This is a genomic window from Pseudomonas sp. S2_A05 (genome assembly GCF_054668485.1).
This window is the reverse complement of the sequence record NZ_CP162775.1, coordinates 332,650-346,278: the sequence shown is the minus strand read 5'-3', so window position 1 is coordinate 346,278 and position 13,629 is coordinate 332,650. Positions and strand designations below refer to the sequence as shown.

General features: G+C 62.0%; 12 protein-coding genes. 7 read left to right on the top strand and 5 right to left on the bottom strand.

Annotated elements, in window-relative coordinates; all coding sequences use genetic code 11:
• The first annotated feature begins 2 nt into the window (after positions 1 to 2).
• A complete protein-coding gene (locus AB4O12_RS01665; RefSeq protein ID WP_236167946.1) occupies positions 3 to 2,162 on the top strand; it encodes a type I secretion system permease/ATPase in 2,160 nt (719 codons plus the stop codon).
• 10 nt (positions 2,163 to 2,172) lie between these two features.
• Positions 2,173 to 3,534: an HlyD family type I secretion periplasmic adaptor subunit gene (locus AB4O12_RS01660; RefSeq protein WP_460060213.1), complete on the top strand. Its 1,362-nt coding sequence runs from the start codon at positions 2,173 to 2,175 to the stop codon at positions 3,532 to 3,534.
• Between the two features lie 118 nt (positions 3,535 to 3,652).
• Here AB4O12_RS01660 and AB4O12_RS01655 read toward each other — a convergent pair whose 3' ends face one another.
• Both AB4O12_RS01655 and AB4O12_RS01650 read right to left on the bottom strand, forming a co-directional pair.
• Entirely contained in the window at positions 3,653 to 4,249 is a 597-nt protein-coding gene (locus AB4O12_RS01655) for a tRNA-uridine aminocarboxypropyltransferase (RefSeq protein WP_056783686.1), read from the bottom strand.
• 7 nt (positions 4,250 to 4,256) lie between these two features.
• Complete coding sequence (locus tag AB4O12_RS01650; RefSeq protein ID WP_095180681.1) at positions 4,257 to 5,150, bottom strand: LysR family transcriptional regulator; 894 nt, start codon at positions 5,148 to 5,150, stop codon at positions 4,257 to 4,259.
• Between the two features lie 396 nt (positions 5,151 to 5,546).
• On the opposite strand from AB4O12_RS01650, the gene speB reads away from it, so the two are divergent.
• The 4 genes from speB to AB4O12_RS01630 all read left to right on the top strand — a co-directional run bounded on the left by speB (position 5,547) and on the right by AB4O12_RS01630 (position 10,022).
• On the top strand, positions 5,547 to 6,497 hold the full coding sequence (gene speB / locus AB4O12_RS01645) for an agmatinase (protein WP_003222717.1): 951 nt from the start codon (positions 5,547 to 5,549) through the stop codon (positions 6,495 to 6,497).
• 9 nt (positions 6,498 to 6,506) lie between these two features.
• Complete coding sequence (locus AB4O12_RS01640) at positions 6,507 to 6,929, top strand: YybH family protein (RefSeq protein WP_460060211.1); 423 nt, start codon at positions 6,507 to 6,509, stop codon at positions 6,927 to 6,929.
• Between the two features lie 51 nt (positions 6,930 to 6,980).
• The gene (locus tag AB4O12_RS01635; protein ID WP_460060209.1) at positions 6,981 to 8,483 is read left to right on the top strand and encodes a purine-cytosine permease family protein; all 1,503 of its coding nucleotides are present in this window, start codon (positions 6,981 to 6,983) and stop codon (positions 8,481 to 8,483) included.
• Positions 8,484 to 8,642: 159 nt separating this feature from the next.
• Positions 8,643 to 10,022 carry a sodium:solute symporter family protein gene (locus tag AB4O12_RS01630; protein ID WP_130899928.1) on the top strand — a complete coding sequence of 460 codons (1,380 nt, stop codon included), beginning with the start codon at positions 8,643 to 8,645 and terminating at the stop codon, positions 10,020 to 10,022.
• A gap of 161 nt (positions 10,023 to 10,183) precedes the next feature.
• Here the strand turns inward: AB4O12_RS01630 and AB4O12_RS01625 are convergent, their stop codons facing one another.
• Positions 10,184 to 10,312 carry a PA1414 family protein gene (locus AB4O12_RS01625; RefSeq protein ID WP_003184145.1) on the bottom strand — a complete coding sequence of 43 codons (129 nt, stop codon included), beginning with the start codon at positions 10,310 to 10,312 and terminating at the stop codon, positions 10,184 to 10,186.
• A 142-nt stretch (positions 10,313 to 10,454) separates the two neighbouring features.
• Positions 10,455 to 11,348, bottom strand: a complete 894-nt coding sequence (gene ptrR, locus AB4O12_RS01620; protein WP_041478964.1) for a putrescine utilization regulator PtrR — start codon at positions 11,346 to 11,348, stop codon at positions 10,455 to 10,457.
• 103 nt (positions 11,349 to 11,451) lie between these two features.
• Here ptrR and AB4O12_RS01615 point away from each other — a divergent pair, with 103 nt between their 5' ends.
• Positions 11,452 to 12,633 carry an MFS transporter gene (locus AB4O12_RS01615; RefSeq protein ID WP_252868977.1) on the top strand — a complete coding sequence of 394 codons (1,182 nt, stop codon included), beginning with the start codon at positions 11,452 to 11,454 and terminating at the stop codon, positions 12,631 to 12,633.
• Here AB4O12_RS01615 and AB4O12_RS01610 read toward each other — a convergent pair.
• Positions 12,581 to 13,510: a DMT family transporter gene (locus AB4O12_RS01610; protein WP_041478962.1), complete on the bottom strand. Its 930-nt coding sequence runs from the start codon at positions 13,508 to 13,510 to the stop codon at positions 12,581 to 12,583. The two genes, AB4O12_RS01615 and AB4O12_RS01610, sit on opposite strands and share 53 nt — an antisense overlap.
• Positions 13,511 to 13,629: the final 119 nt, after the last annotated feature.

Here is a 13,629-nt window from a genome sequence, read left to right as displayed (position 1 = left end):
CTATGACCAGCATGGAACCCGGCGCCACCGGGGTCGATCCGCGCCTGAGCTTCGACGATCCGTTACTCGACGGTCTGCTGATCCTCTGCAAACTGCATGGCGCCACGGTCAGTCGTGCCAGCCTGAGCGCCGGGCTGCCCCTGAACAAACAACGCCTGAGCCTCGATCTGCTGCCCCGCGCAGCAGTGCGGGCCGGATTACAGGCGCGGTTGTTGCGCCGTGACCTGAAAGACATTTCACCGCTGAACCTGCCGATCCTGCTGCTGCTCAACGACGGCCGCACCGCTGTGCTGCGGCGGTTTGGCGAGGATGGCAAAGCCCTGCTGCTGCCCAGCGAAGCCGACGGCGGCGAGCAATGGGTGAGCCGCGAAGAGCTTGGCGAACACTACAGCGGCCAGGCCTTGTTCGCCCGTCCGCGTCACGAACTCGAAGACCTGCGCGCGCCGCTGGTGCCACGGGTAAATGCGTGGTTTCGCGACACTCTCAAACTGTCGAAATGGCTGTACAGCGATGCGATCCTCGCCAGTTTCCTGATCAATTTGCTCGGCCTGATGGTGCCGCTGTTCGTCATGCAGACCTATGATCGCGTCGTGCCGAATCAGGCGACCTCGACGCTGTGGGTGCTGTCGATCGGCCTGTTGATCGGCACCGGTTTTGAACTGGTGCTGCGCGTGGTCCGTGCGCACCTGCTCGACACCGCCGGCAAGAAAACCGATGTGATCCTCTCGGCGACGTTGTTCGAGCGCATCACCGGGATGTCGATGAAAGCGCGGCCGGCGACCATTGGCGGCTTTGCCCAGAGCATTCACGACTTCCAGGGCCTGCGTGAATTTCTCACTGCCGTGACCCTGACCAGCCTGATCGACTTGCCCTTTGTGGTGTTGATGCTGGTGGTGATCGGTCTGCTCGGCGGCTGGCTGGTGGTGATTCCACTGTTGGCGTTTCCGATCACGATCATTTTCGCCATGGTGATTCAGGTGCGCCTGCGTGACACCGTGCAGAAAAGCCTGAGCCTCGGCGCCGAGCGTCAGGCGGTGCTGATCGAAACCCTCGGTGGCCTGGAAACCCTCAAGGCCTGCGGCGCCGAAAGCGAGCGTCAGCACAAATGGGAAAGCACCCACGGCGCCCTCACCCGCCTCGACAGCCATGCGCGCAACCTGTCGGCGCTGGCCACCAACGGCACGCTGTTCATCCAGCAGTTTTCCGGGATGGCGACGATTGTTGCCGGGGTCTACAGCATCATTGCCGGCAACCTCAGCGTCGGCGCGCTGGTTGCCACTTACATGCTCGGCAGCCGCGTGCTCGCCCCGCTCGGCCAGATCGCCGGGCTGATCACCCGCTACCAGCAAGCGCAACTGACGATGAAAAGCACCGATGCGCTGATGGCCCTGCCGCAGGAACGCGACGGCAAACAACGGCCACTGGAACGCACGCAGCTGCAAGGCGCACTGGACGTCAGCGGCGTGACGTTTCACTACAACGGCCAGAATGCGCCGGCGCTGAGCGAAGTCAGCTTCAGCCTGAAAGCCGGCGAGCGGGTCGGCATCATCGGCCGCAGCGGTTCGGGCAAAAGCACGTTGGCGCGGCTGGTCATGGGCTTTTATGAAGCGGAGGAAGGCCAACTGCTGCTCGACGGCCTCGACCTGCGCCAACTGGACGTGGCTGACCTGCGCCAGCAGATAGGTTATGTCGCCCACGACCTGCCGCTGCTGGCTGGCAGCCTGCGCGACAACCTGACCCTGGGCGCGCGTTACATCAGCGACTCACGCATGCTCGAAGTCGCCGAACTCACCGGCGTCACTGAACTGGCCCGGCAACACCCGCAAGGTTTCGACCGACCGGTGGGCGAACGCGGGCAATTGCTTTCCGGCGGCCAGCGCCAGGCGGTGTTGCTGGCGCGCGCGTTACTGCTCGATCCACCGATCATGCTGCTCGACGAACCCACCAGCGCCATGGACAACAGCAGCGAAGATGCGCTGCGGCAGAAACTGCATGGCTGGGTGCAAGGCAAAACCCTGCTGCTGGTCACCCACCGCACCTCAATGCTGAGCCTGGTGGACCGGTTGCTGGTGCTGGACAACGGCCGGGTCGTCGCTGACGGCCCGAAAGAAGCAGTCATCGAAGCGCTGCGCAAGGGCCGTGTCGGCTCGGCGGCGGTCTAGGAGTTACGCCATGCCTGCTTCTTCCGATAGCAACAAGCGCGGCTACTTCGACAGCTTCGGCAAAAGCGCCGAAGCCGAGTTCATGCCGGAAACCGCCGGCGCGGCGTTGCAGGATTCGCCGCGCAAATCGCGGATCACCGTGTGGCTGGCGGCAGCGCTGCTGATCGCCGCCTTGGTCTGGGCCAAATTTGCCGTGCTCGAAGAAGTGACCATGGGCGAAGGCAAAGCGATTCCGTCGAGCAAGGTCCAGGTGATCCAGAACCTTGAGGGCGGTATCGTCACCGAGATTTTCGTTCGCGAAGGCCAGATGGTCGGCAAGGGCGACACCCTGCTGCGTCTGGATGACACGCGCTTTCGCTCGAACAAGGGCGAAAGCGAGGCCGACCGTTACGCGCTGACCGCACAGGTTGAACGGCTGTCAGCGGAGGCCGAGGGACGCCCCTTCAAACTCTCCGCTGAAGTCATCGCCAAGGCGCCGCAAGTCGCCGAGGACGAGCGCTCGCTGTACGAACAGCGTCAGCGCCGCTTGGCCAGTGAACAGCGCACCCTCAGCGAACAACTGCGGCAGAAAACCCAGGAACTGGCGGAGTTTCGCTCCAAGCAAGGCCAGTTCAGCTCGAGCCTGGCGCTGCTGCAACAAGAGATGAACATGTCCGAACCGCTGGTGAAAACCGGTGCGGTGTCACCAGTGGAAATCCTCAGGCTCAGGCGCAGCGCCGTGGAGATCCGTGGTTCGCTGAACGCCACCAAGCTGGCGATTCCCCGCGCCGAATCGGCCATCGCCGAGATCCGCAGCAAGATCGACGAATCCGAGCAAACCTTCCGTTCCGAGGCCGCCAAAGAGCTGAATGAGAAACGCACCGACCTGTCGAAAATCACCGCTTCGAGCATCGCCATCGACGATCGCGTCAGCCGTACCACGGTGACGTCGCCGGTGCGTGGCGTGATCAAGCAGATGAAGGTCAACACCATCGGCGGCGTGGTCCAGCCGGGCAGCGACATGGTCGAAATCGTGCCGCTGGAAGACAACCTGCTGATCGAAGCCAAGGTCCGCCCGCAGGACGTCGCGTTCCTGCATCCAGGCCAGAAAGCCATGGTCAAGTTCAGTGCCTACGACTACACGATTTACGGCGGGCTGAGCGCCAAGCTCGAGCTGATCGGCGCCGATACGATCACCGATGACAAGGGCAACAGCTTCTATCTGATTCAGGTGCGCACCGACAGGAATCACCTGGGCGGCGATGTCAAACCGCTGCTGATCATCCCGGGGATGGTGGCGACGGTGGACATCATTACCGGCGAGAAAAGCGTTTTGGATTATCTGCTCAAACCGGTGCTGAAAGCGCGGACCGAGGCGATGCGCGAGCGCTAGTGATCTTTGAATTGCGGTGATTGATCTGGCGCTTTCGCGAGCAGGCTCGCTCCCACAATTGGAATGCGTTCCCCTGTGGGAGCGAGCCTGCTCGCGAAGAGGCCCGCACAGACAATGATCATCTGTCGCCATGGTTACGCTGAAAAACCTCCTCCCCCATCGCCGCAATCTGCCCTTCGATCAGCGCTTCAAACGGTTTCAGTAACGGCGCAAACGTCGTCGGTGCTTCGAGGGTTTCCAGCGCCTGGACGATCGCCTCGATCGTCGATAGCGCTCCCGGCCCCGGCGCCTTGCGCAGGCGATAGCGCGACACGCCGCCCTCGGTCAGGGTCACCCGTGGCAGTGCTGCCAGCAGCGGATTGAGGTGCAACATCTTGCGCGCCTTGCGCCATGTTCCATCCGGGACGACCAGCAACATTGGCTGATCATTTGGCGCGTAGACCTGCAGCGGCTGCGCATCCTCAGCCGGGAACAGCAAGCGCGCCTGATAACCCGGCCGGTTCAACAGTTTCGGCAAATCTTCGAATACCTCGCCGACAATCAGCTCGGCATTGCTCAGTCCCAGCGCCGCCAGCCGCGCGGTATTCAGGGCGTGACTGACCTCGCTCGGATGCTGCAGCAGCAACACCCGGGTGCGGCTATCGAGGTGCGGAATCAATGGGCACAGGCAATGGGTCTGGGGGCGAAGGCAGCGCGGGCATTGTGGTCGGGACATTTTTTTCTCAAGCCTGATTGAGCTGCGCTTTGAGCAAATCGCGGAAGGTCTGGATCAGCGGCTCGCGGCTGCGGCCCCTGCGCATGATCATCGAAAACGGCGCCTGATAACCGAAGGTCGCTGGCAGCAGAACGCGCAGATCGCCCTTGTCGGCCCAGGCCTGCGCGTAGTGCTCCGGCAGATAACCGATGTAGGCGCCGGAGAGCACCAGAATCAGCTGCGCTTCCATACTTTCCACGGTCGCGGCACTGTGTTTGAAACCGTGGCGGGCCAGTTCCGCCTGACTCCAGTAACCGCGCCCGACCATTCGTTGCTGAGTGATGACCTGCTCGGGGATGCGCCGCTCGTTGAACAACGGGTGACGACTGCTGCAATACAGCCAGTGCTGCTCGCGGTACAGCGGCATGTAGACCAGACCGCTCATGCGCGTGGAAAACGCACCGATGGCCAGATCGAGGCGATTGTCCTGCACGCCGAGTTGCAATTCATAAGGGCTCATCACCGACAGGTGCAGATGCACCGCCGGGTGTTCCTGACTGTAGGCACCAATGGCTTCGGCAAACGGTAAGGCCTTGTCGCTGACCGTGGAATCGATCACCCCGAGGTTGAGCGTGCCGCGCAGTTCGCCCTTCAGCGCGGCGGCGTATTGCTCGAAGCCTTCGAGCTCGGCGAGCAGGCGCAGGGTTTCCTGATGGAACAGCTCGCCCTTGCTGGTCAGGCTGAAGCCACCGCGCCCGCGATGGCACAGCACCAGACCGAGCGCGGTTTCGAGCTGGCTCATGTAAGTGCTGATCGCCGAGGTCGACAGGTTGAGTTCCTGCTGCGCGTTGGCAAAACCCTGATGGCGCACGACGCTGACGAAGATGCGCAGGAGTTTCAGGTCGGGTAAAGCGTTGGCCATGTCTACTCCGGGCTTTGCAACTGTGTGTATGTGGGAAAAGCCCCTCACCCCAGCCCTCTCCCCGAGGGAGAGGGAGCCGATCTCCATGGCTTTCAAATCCTGAGTTCGACTCGATTTTTCAGGTCGATGCAGATTCCGCCAACAACTCGGTCGGCCCCCTCTCCCTCTGGGAGAGGGATGGGGTGAGGGCAACAATCTTCAGCCCTACACTTCATTCGAACCCACCAAAGTCTAATCCCACCTCTCCCATTAGTTTAGAAAAATCTGAACTAAGTTTTTGCCCGTAGCGATTCTTCCCCGTCACTACATTTCGCATGATCGGCCCCACAGCGGCGTCCGAACCTGTGCTCAACGGCGCGCCGGCATAAATAAAACAAAGACGATGAGGCCCTACCCGTGGACAAGATTCTTCACCAACCACTGGGCGGCAATGAAATGCCGCGCTTCGGCGGCATCGCCACCATGCTCCGACTTCCCCATGTACCGACCGCTGCCGGCCTCGACGCTGCCTTCGTTGGCGTGCCGCTGGACATCGGCACTTCGCTGCGCCCCGGCACCCGCTTCGGGCCGCGCGACATCCGCACCGAATCGGTGATGATCCGCCCGTACAACATGGCCACCGGCGCCGCGCCGTTCGACTCGCTGTCGGTTGCCGACATCGGTGACGTGGCGATCAACACCTTCAACCTGCTCGACGCCGTGCGCATCATCGAAGAAGCCTACGACAACATCCTCGAGCACAACGTCATCCCGATGACCCTGGGTGGCGACCACACCATCACCCTGCCGATCCTGCGTGCGATTCATAAGAAGCACGGCAAGGTTGGCCTGGTGCACATCGATGCCCACGCTGACGTCAACGATCACATGTTCGGCGAGAAGATCGCCCATGGCACCACGTTCCGTCGCGCTGTCGAAGAAGGTCTGCTCGATTGCGATCGCGTGGTGCAGATCGGTTTGCGTGCCCAGGGTTACACCGCCGACGACTTCAACTGGAGCCGCGATCAGGGCTTCCGCGTCGTTCAAGCCGAAGAGTGCTGGCACAAGTCGCTGGCGCCGCTGATGGCGGAAGTACGCGAGAAAGTCGGTGGCGGTCCGGTGTACCTGAGTTTCGACATCGACGGCATCGACCCGGCCTGGGCGCCCGGCACCGGCACCCCGGAAATCGGCGGCCTGACCACCATTCAGGCGATTGAAATCGTCCGTGGCTGCCAGGGCCTCGACCTGATCGGTTGCGATCTGGTAGAAGTCTCGCCCGCTTACGACACCACCGGCAACACCTCGCTGCTGGCCGCCAACCTGCTGTACGAAATGCTCTGCGTACTGCCTGGCGTGGTTCATCGCTGAGGGTCGGTCATGCACGCACGTGATCAGGTTTTGCACGCGGCCGCCGAGTTGGTCGCCGCGTTTGCGCGTAACGATCGCGAAGCTTACTTCGGGGCGTTCAGCGCCGATGCCACCTTCGTCTTCTACACCCTCGACCAGCCATTGCTGTCGCGCGATGCCTATCAGGCGTTGTGGGACCGCTGGCGTGCCGAGGATGGTTTCGAGGTGCTGTCGTGCACCTCGAGCAACGCCTTTGTCAGCCTGCAGGGTGACGTGGCGGTGTTCATCCATGACGTGGCCACCGAGCTGCGCATGCAAGGGGAGCAACATTTCAGCCAGGAGCGCGAGACGATTGTTTTCAGAAGACAAGCGTCGAGCCTAGAACAACAAGGCCTATGGCTGGCCTGTCACGAACATTTGTCCGCAATGCCGGAAGGGCTGCCACCCCCTTAGCCAATGGTGACGCTCACGCACGATGAGCGCGCCTGATGATCGGAGCAGATCATGAATAACAACAACAACGAAAAAAGCCTTAGCAGCATCGAAACAAACGGGGTCGAACAGATCCCGGATCATGAGCGCGACGCCCGGCCCAGCGACCTGTTTCGCTTGATCTTCGGCGGCGCCAATACGTTTGCCACCGCTGTGCTCGGCAGTTTCCCGGTGCTCTTCGGCCTGTCGTTTCAGGCCGGTGTCTGGGCGATTGTCCTGGGTGTGGTGGTCGGTGCGCTGATCCTCGCGCCGATGGGCCTGTTCGGCCCGCTCAACGGTACCAACAACGCCGTGTCTTCCGGTGCGCACTTCGGCGTGCACGGGCGGATTGTCGGGTCGTTCCTGTCGTTGCTGACGGCGATCGCGTTCTTCTCGCTGTCAGTGTGGAGCTCGGGTGATGCGCTGGTCGGCGGCGCCAAACGCCTCGTCGATTTGCCGGAAACCGACCTGACCCTGGGCCTGGCCTACGGTCTGTTCGCGCTGCTGGTGCTGACCGTGTGCATCTACGGTTTCCGCATCATGCTGTGGGTCAACCGCATCGCCGTGTGGGCCGCGAGCCTGTTGTTCCTGCTCGGCATCTTCGCCTTCGCCCCCGCTTTCGACAGCCAGTACGCCGGCAGCGTGGCGCTGGGTCAGGCCGGGTTCTGGGCGGCATTCATCGGCGCGGCGCTGGTGGCCATGAGCAACCCGATTTCCTTCGGTGCGTTCCTCGGCGACTGGTCGCGCTACATCCCGCGTGAGACGCCGAAGGGCCGGATCATGCTGGCGGTGATCGCCGCGCAACTGGCGACGTTGATCCCATTCCTGTTCGGCCTTGCCACCGCCACCATCGTCGCGATCAAGGCGCCGGACTACATCGCCGCGAACAACTATGTCGGCGGCTTGCTGGCCGTGTCGCCGAGCTGGTTCTTCCTGCCGGTGTGCCTGATTGCGGTGATCGGCGGCATGTCCACCGGCACCACATCGCTGTATGGCACCGGGCTGGACATGTCCAGCGTGTTCCCGCGCGTGCTCTCCCGGGTCAAGGCGACCTTGCTGATCGGCGTGCTGTCGATCGCCTTTATCTTCATCGGCCGTTTTGCGGCGAACCTGGTGCAGAGCGTGTCGACCTTCGCCGTGCTGATCATTACCTGCACCACCCCATGGATGGTGATCATGATCATCGGCCTGCTGGTACGGCGCGGCTTCTACTGCCCGGATGACCTGCAAGTGTTCACCCGCGGCGAACAGGGCGGACGCTACTGGTTCAACCACGGCTGGAACTGGCGCGGTCTCGGTGCATGGATTCCGAGTGCGCTGGTCGGCCTGTGCTTCGTCAACCTGCCGGGGCAGTTCGTCGGCCCGCTGGGCGAATTGGCCGGTGGCATCGACATCAGTTTGCCGGTGACGTTGGGCCTGGCGTCGGTGGTGTATCTGACGCTGCTGCGCCTGTTCCCGGAACCGCGCGAAGTGTTTGGGCCGAGCGATGTGCGCAGCGAAGCCGCCATAAAACCCGAACTACGTCACGCCGCCTGACACGAATCCCCTGTGGGAGCGAGCCTGCTCGCGAAGACTTCAGCACATCCAACAATGGTGTGACTGACAGACCGCCTTCGCGAGCAGGCTCGCTCCCACAGGAAGCATTGCAGACCCCATTTGCTTGACCATAAAAAAGACAATCGGAGACACGCCATCATGGCTTTGGATTTATTCGTCGTACTCATTTATGCCGCTGCGATGCTGATTCTCGGCTACTACGGCATGCGCAAGGCCAAGACCCACGAAGACTATCTGGTTGCCGGGCGTAATCTGGGGCCGTCGCTGTACATGGGCACCATGGCAGCAACCGTCCTCGGCGGCGCGTCCACCGTCGGCACGGTCCGTTTGGGCTACGTGCATGGCATTTCCGGTTTCTGGCTGTGCGCGGCATTGGGCTGCGGCATCGTCGCGCTGAACCTGTTCCTCGCCAAACCCTTGCTGAAACTCAAGGTATTCACCGTCACCCAGGTCCTGGAGAAGCGCTACAACCCGATGGCGCGCACCGCCAGTGCGACGATCATGCTCGCTTACGCGCTGATGATCGGCGTGACCTCGATTCTGGCGATCGGCACCGTGCTGCAAGTGTTGTTCGGCCTGCCCTTCTGGATTTCCGTACTGCTGGGCGGCGGTATCGTGGTGACTTATTCAACGATCGGCGGCATGTGGTCGCTGACCCTGACGGACATCGTCCAGTTCGGCATCCAGACGGTGGGCCTGATGTTCCTGCTGCTGCCGATCTGCCTGTACCGCGTCGGCGGCTGGGATCAACTGGTCGCGCAACTGCCGGCGGCCAGCTTCAACTTCACCAGCATCGGCTGGGACACGATCATTACCTACTTCATGATCTACTTCTTCGGCATCCTGATCGGCCAGGACATCTGGCAGCGGGTGTTCACCGCCAAAAGCGAAAAGGTCGCCAAGTACGCCGGCACCTCGGCCGGGATCTACTGCATCATTTACGGCCTGGTCTGCGCCTTGATCGGCATGGCTGCGCATGTGCTGATTCCGGATCTGGACAACGTCAACAACGCGTTCGCCGCCATCGTCAAAGTCTCGCTGCCCGACGGCATCCGTGGCCTGGTGATCGCTGCCGCACTGGCGGCGATGATGTCCACCGCCAGCGCCGGCCTGCTCGCCGCGTCCACCACCCTGACCGAAGACCTGCTGCCGAAACTGCGCGGTGGCAAACAGTCCAATGTCGCGGTCAGCCGTCTGTTTACTCTGCTGACGGGGATCGCGGTGTTGGGCATTGCTCTGGTCGTCAATGACGTGATCAGCGCGTTGACCCTGGCTTACAACCTTTTGGTCGGCGGCATGCTGATTCCGCTGATGGGGGCGATTTTCTGGAAGCGTGCGACTACTGCCGGGGCGATCAGCGCCATGACGCTGGGCTTTATCACTGCGCTGGTGTTCATGGTCAAGGACGGCATGGACGCGAACACGCCGATCTATTACAGCCTGGGTGTCAGCCTGGTTAGCTTTGTACTGGTCAGCCTGTTCTCGCCGCGCCCGGCGACCGTGGCCACTGCGGTGTGAATCGACTGTAACGAGGTGATGTTTTCTTCAGCGGGTGTGGCGTCGGTAGCCACACCCGTTTTTTTCGCTTGGCGAAAAGCAAAAGATCGCAGCCTTCGGCAGCTCCTACCATTTATAGAAACTGCCGACGGCTGCGATCTTGAAATCTCTGATCGGAGGTATTAACGGCGACGTGGCTGGCGCCGACGCTGTTCGTCGTCCGTGCGAATCGGTACCGGTTGCAGAGGCGGTTCGATCAAACCGAGGGCAACTCCCAAATCGTGCAGCCAGTTCTGGATTTTCTCTTTCATCGTCATGCCCCCTTCAGGGTGGTGCTGAGCGGCCGGAATTCTGAGGCCGCTTCGCACTGATAATAGTCCGAAGTCCTACGCAATGCTCGGCCAAATCCGCAATGATCTGTTACTGAATTGAACAGAATCTGTTGCGATTGGTTCACGCGGTTTCCCGCACTTCATGCAAAGCCACGGGATAGACCGCTTGCTGCACGTCAATCCAGGCATTCAGGTTGGCCCCGGCCATACCCTTGCGCCACATGAGCCACGTTGTCGCACCCGCGAACGGCTCGGCCAACGGATGCACGGCGACGCTTTCGCGACCCGGCAGGCTGGCCAACATCGACTCGGCCATCAACGCCACACCACTGCCGGCAATCACACAGGCGAGCATGCCCTGATACGACTCGATCTCCATCGGCCGACCCATTGCTGCATGGTAGTGAGAGAACCATGCCTCCAGGCGCATGCGATAGGAACAGCCCTGACGGAAGGTGAATACCGAACGCCCTTCCACGTCGCGCGCGCTGTGCACCGGTGGATGGTCGATTTCAGTGATCAGCACCAGCCGTTCCTCGCACAACGGCACGCCATCAAGCCCGGCCAGTTGCAGCGGTCCGTCGACCAATGCCGCGTCGAGGCGGCCGGTGAGCAAACCTTCGAGCAATTCGCCGGTCGGTGCCGATTGCACCTGCAAATTCACTGTCGGGTATTGCTTGTGATAACGCGCCAGCAGCGCCGGCAGATGGATCGCCGCCGTGCTGTACATGGTGCCCAGCACGAAATCCCCGGCCGGTTGCCCGCCCATCACCGCCGCACTGGCCTGATCGCGCAGGGCAAACAGTTTGCCGGTGTAGTCGAGCAGCACCTTGCCCGCCGGCGACAACTGCAAACGCTGCCGTTCGCGGACGAACAGCTCAACGCCCAGTTGCTCCTCAAGCTGTTTCAGCCGCGTTGACAGATTTGATGGCACCCGATGCAGGCGCTCGGCGGCGCGGGTGATCGAGCCTTCCTCGGCGACCGCCTGAAATATCCGCAGCTGGCTGAATTCCACAATCTTCTCCTGAACAGAACAAGTTACTCACTATTATTCAATTTTAAAGAAAGTCAATCGATCCTAGCCTGACGGTCATTGCTGCTTTGAAGGAAGCCCGACCATGTCGCCGCTGATACGTTTATCCGCCTGTTTCGTTGCCCTGATGATGGCCATGGGCATCGGCCGTTTCGCCCTGACGCCACAGATGCCGCACCTGCTCAGCGAAGGGCAGATCGACCTCACCGCCGCCGGGCTGATCGCGGCGGCCAACTACCTCGGCTATCTGCTTGGTGCTGTGGATGCGATGTTCGCGCAGCGGCCGCAGCAGGTGCAGCGACGGCTGCATGGCGGGCTGTGGCTGTGCGTGCTGCTGACACTGGCGTCGTTCTGGGCCAGCGGTTTCTGGTCGCACCTGCTGTTGCGCTTTGGCACCGGGGTGGCGAGTGCCTGGGTGCTGGTGATGATTACTTCGCTCAGCCAGCCGCTGGCGGCGGCAGCGGGTCGCCCGCGCTGGGGTGCTCTGGTTTTTGCCGGGCCGGGTCTGGGGATTTTTCTCACAGGCTTGCTGGCGCTGGTCTCACATCGATTGCAGCAGACATCGGCAACCCTGTGGCTGATTTACGCGGCGGCTGCGCTGCTGATGATGCTCGGCGTCTGGCGGTTGTTACCGCAGCCCACGGCGGCAGCGAGGCCAGCGACAATGCATGTGAAAACAGCGAATCGAGGCATTGGCCGACTGGCGCTGGTGTATGCGCTGTACGGCATCGGCTACATCATTCCGGCGACGTTTCTGGCGCAAATGGCCAACGCGCAGTTTCATGGCCAGTGGCAGGCAGATCTGTTCTGGCCGTGTTTTGGCCTCGGCGCGGCGATCGGTGTGTGGCTGGTGAGCTTGCGTCGGCATGATCCCGAGACCACGCGGCACTGGCTGATGGCGACGCTGTGGCTGCAAGCGGCCGGAGTGTTCGCCTGTCTGCTGGGCAGCGGCCTCGGCCTGGCGTTGGGGGTGATCCTCTGCGGCACGCCGTTTCTGGCGTGCATGCAACTGGTCATGCAGCGTTCGCGAGAGCTGGCGCCCCACGACACTCAGCGCAACGCCGGGATGCTCACGGCGTGCTTCGCTGTCGGCCAGCTGAGCGGCCCGCTGCTGGCGGCGCTGAGCAGCCATTTCAGCGGCGGTTTGCAGCCGGCGCTGCTGATCGCCGGCGCCGGCCTGTTGCTGGCCGGCGCGCTGGCGATGCAGGCCAAGGCTACTGGCCCAGCGCCTTGCGCAAACGCCGACGCAGCCACTGCTCGGCGCTGACGAAGGTGATGCCGAGCAGCACCAGCACGGCGCCGATGACGAAGTTCAGGCTCAACTGTTCGCCGAGCAGCAGCACGCCGAAGGTCACGCCGAACAACGGCGTCATGAACGAAAACACCGCAAGGTTGGCCGCCAGATAACGGCGCAGCAGCCAGAACCACACCAGGTAGCTGAAGAACGACACCACCAGGCCCTGGAACAGCACACTGGCCACCGCCACGGTGGTCAGGCTGACGTGGGTGATCTGGCCGCTGAACAGCGCGATCAACAGCAGGCCGATGAAACCGACCAGCAACTGATAAAACAGGGTCAATGTCACCGGCGCTTCCGACAGTCGCGAGGCCCGCACCACCACGGTGGTCGCGCCCCAACAAGCGCCGGCCAATACGCCGAAGGCATCGCCCAGCAGCATGCGCCGATCAAGGTTGTCCCACGACACACCGCCGGCGAAGGCAATCGCAATGCCGATGAACGCCAGCAGAATCCCCAGCCATTGCAACGGGCGCAACCGCTCGCTGGCGAGCAGGAAATGCACGCCCAGTGCGGTGAAGATCGGCGCGGTATACAAGAACACCGACATGTGCGCGGCGGTGGTCAATTGCAGGCCTTCGGCGATGAACAGGAATTCCAGACCAAACAGCGCACCGGCCAGCAAACCGCCGCGCCAGGTGCTGCCGACCTGATCCCAACCGCCCTTCCAGCAGATCAGCAAACCGACCAGCAAAGCCGAGATTCCTGAACGCCCTGCCGCTTGCATCACCGGCGCGATGTCAGTCGCCGCCCATTTGATCAGGACTTGCTGCACACCCCAGATCAGGCACAGGCCGATCATCACTTGCAGGGCAAAACCGTCGGCATTGCGCCGCTCGGCACTCACCGCAACACCTCGAACACACACAACATGGCAGGCCATCCATTGGTCAGGAAACAGTGTCGGGGATTATCAATCAGATGCGCGGAAAAAGCCGTCTGGAAAAGACCTTTATTTGGTCAGTG

Excerpts from the sequence above, each read along its gene's own strand:
- AB4O12_RS01665 (WP_236167946.1), top strand. The coding sequence starts at position 3 with ATGACCAGCATGGAACCCGGCGCCACCGGGGTCGATCCGCGCCTGAGC.
- AB4O12_RS01660 (WP_460060213.1), top strand. The coding sequence starts at position 2,173 with ATGCCTGCTTCTTCCGATAGCAACAAGCGCGGCTACTTCGACAGCTTC.
- AB4O12_RS01655 (WP_056783686.1), bottom strand. The coding sequence starts at position 4,249 with ATGTCCCGACCACAATGCCCGCGCTGCCTTCGCCCCCAGACCCATTGC.
- AB4O12_RS01650 (WP_095180681.1), bottom strand. The coding sequence starts at position 5,150 with ATGGCCAACGCTTTACCCGACCTGAAACTCCTGCGCATCTTCGTCAGC.
- AB4O12_RS01640 (WP_460060211.1), top strand. The coding sequence starts at position 6,507 with ATGCACGCACGTGATCAGGTTTTGCACGCGGCCGCCGAGTTGGTCGCC.
- AB4O12_RS01635 (WP_460060209.1), top strand. The coding sequence starts at position 6,981 with ATGAATAACAACAACAACGAAAAAAGCCTTAGCAGCATCGAAACAAAC.
- AB4O12_RS01630 (WP_130899928.1), top strand. The coding sequence starts at position 8,643 with ATGGCTTTGGATTTATTCGTCGTACTCATTTATGCCGCTGCGATGCTG.
- AB4O12_RS01625 (WP_003184145.1), bottom strand. The coding sequence starts at position 10,312 with ATGAAAGAGAAAATCCAGAACTGGCTGCACGATTTGGGAGTTGCCCTC.
- AB4O12_RS01615 (WP_252868977.1), top strand. The coding sequence starts at position 11,452 with ATGTCGCCGCTGATACGTTTATCCGCCTGTTTCGTTGCCCTGATGATG.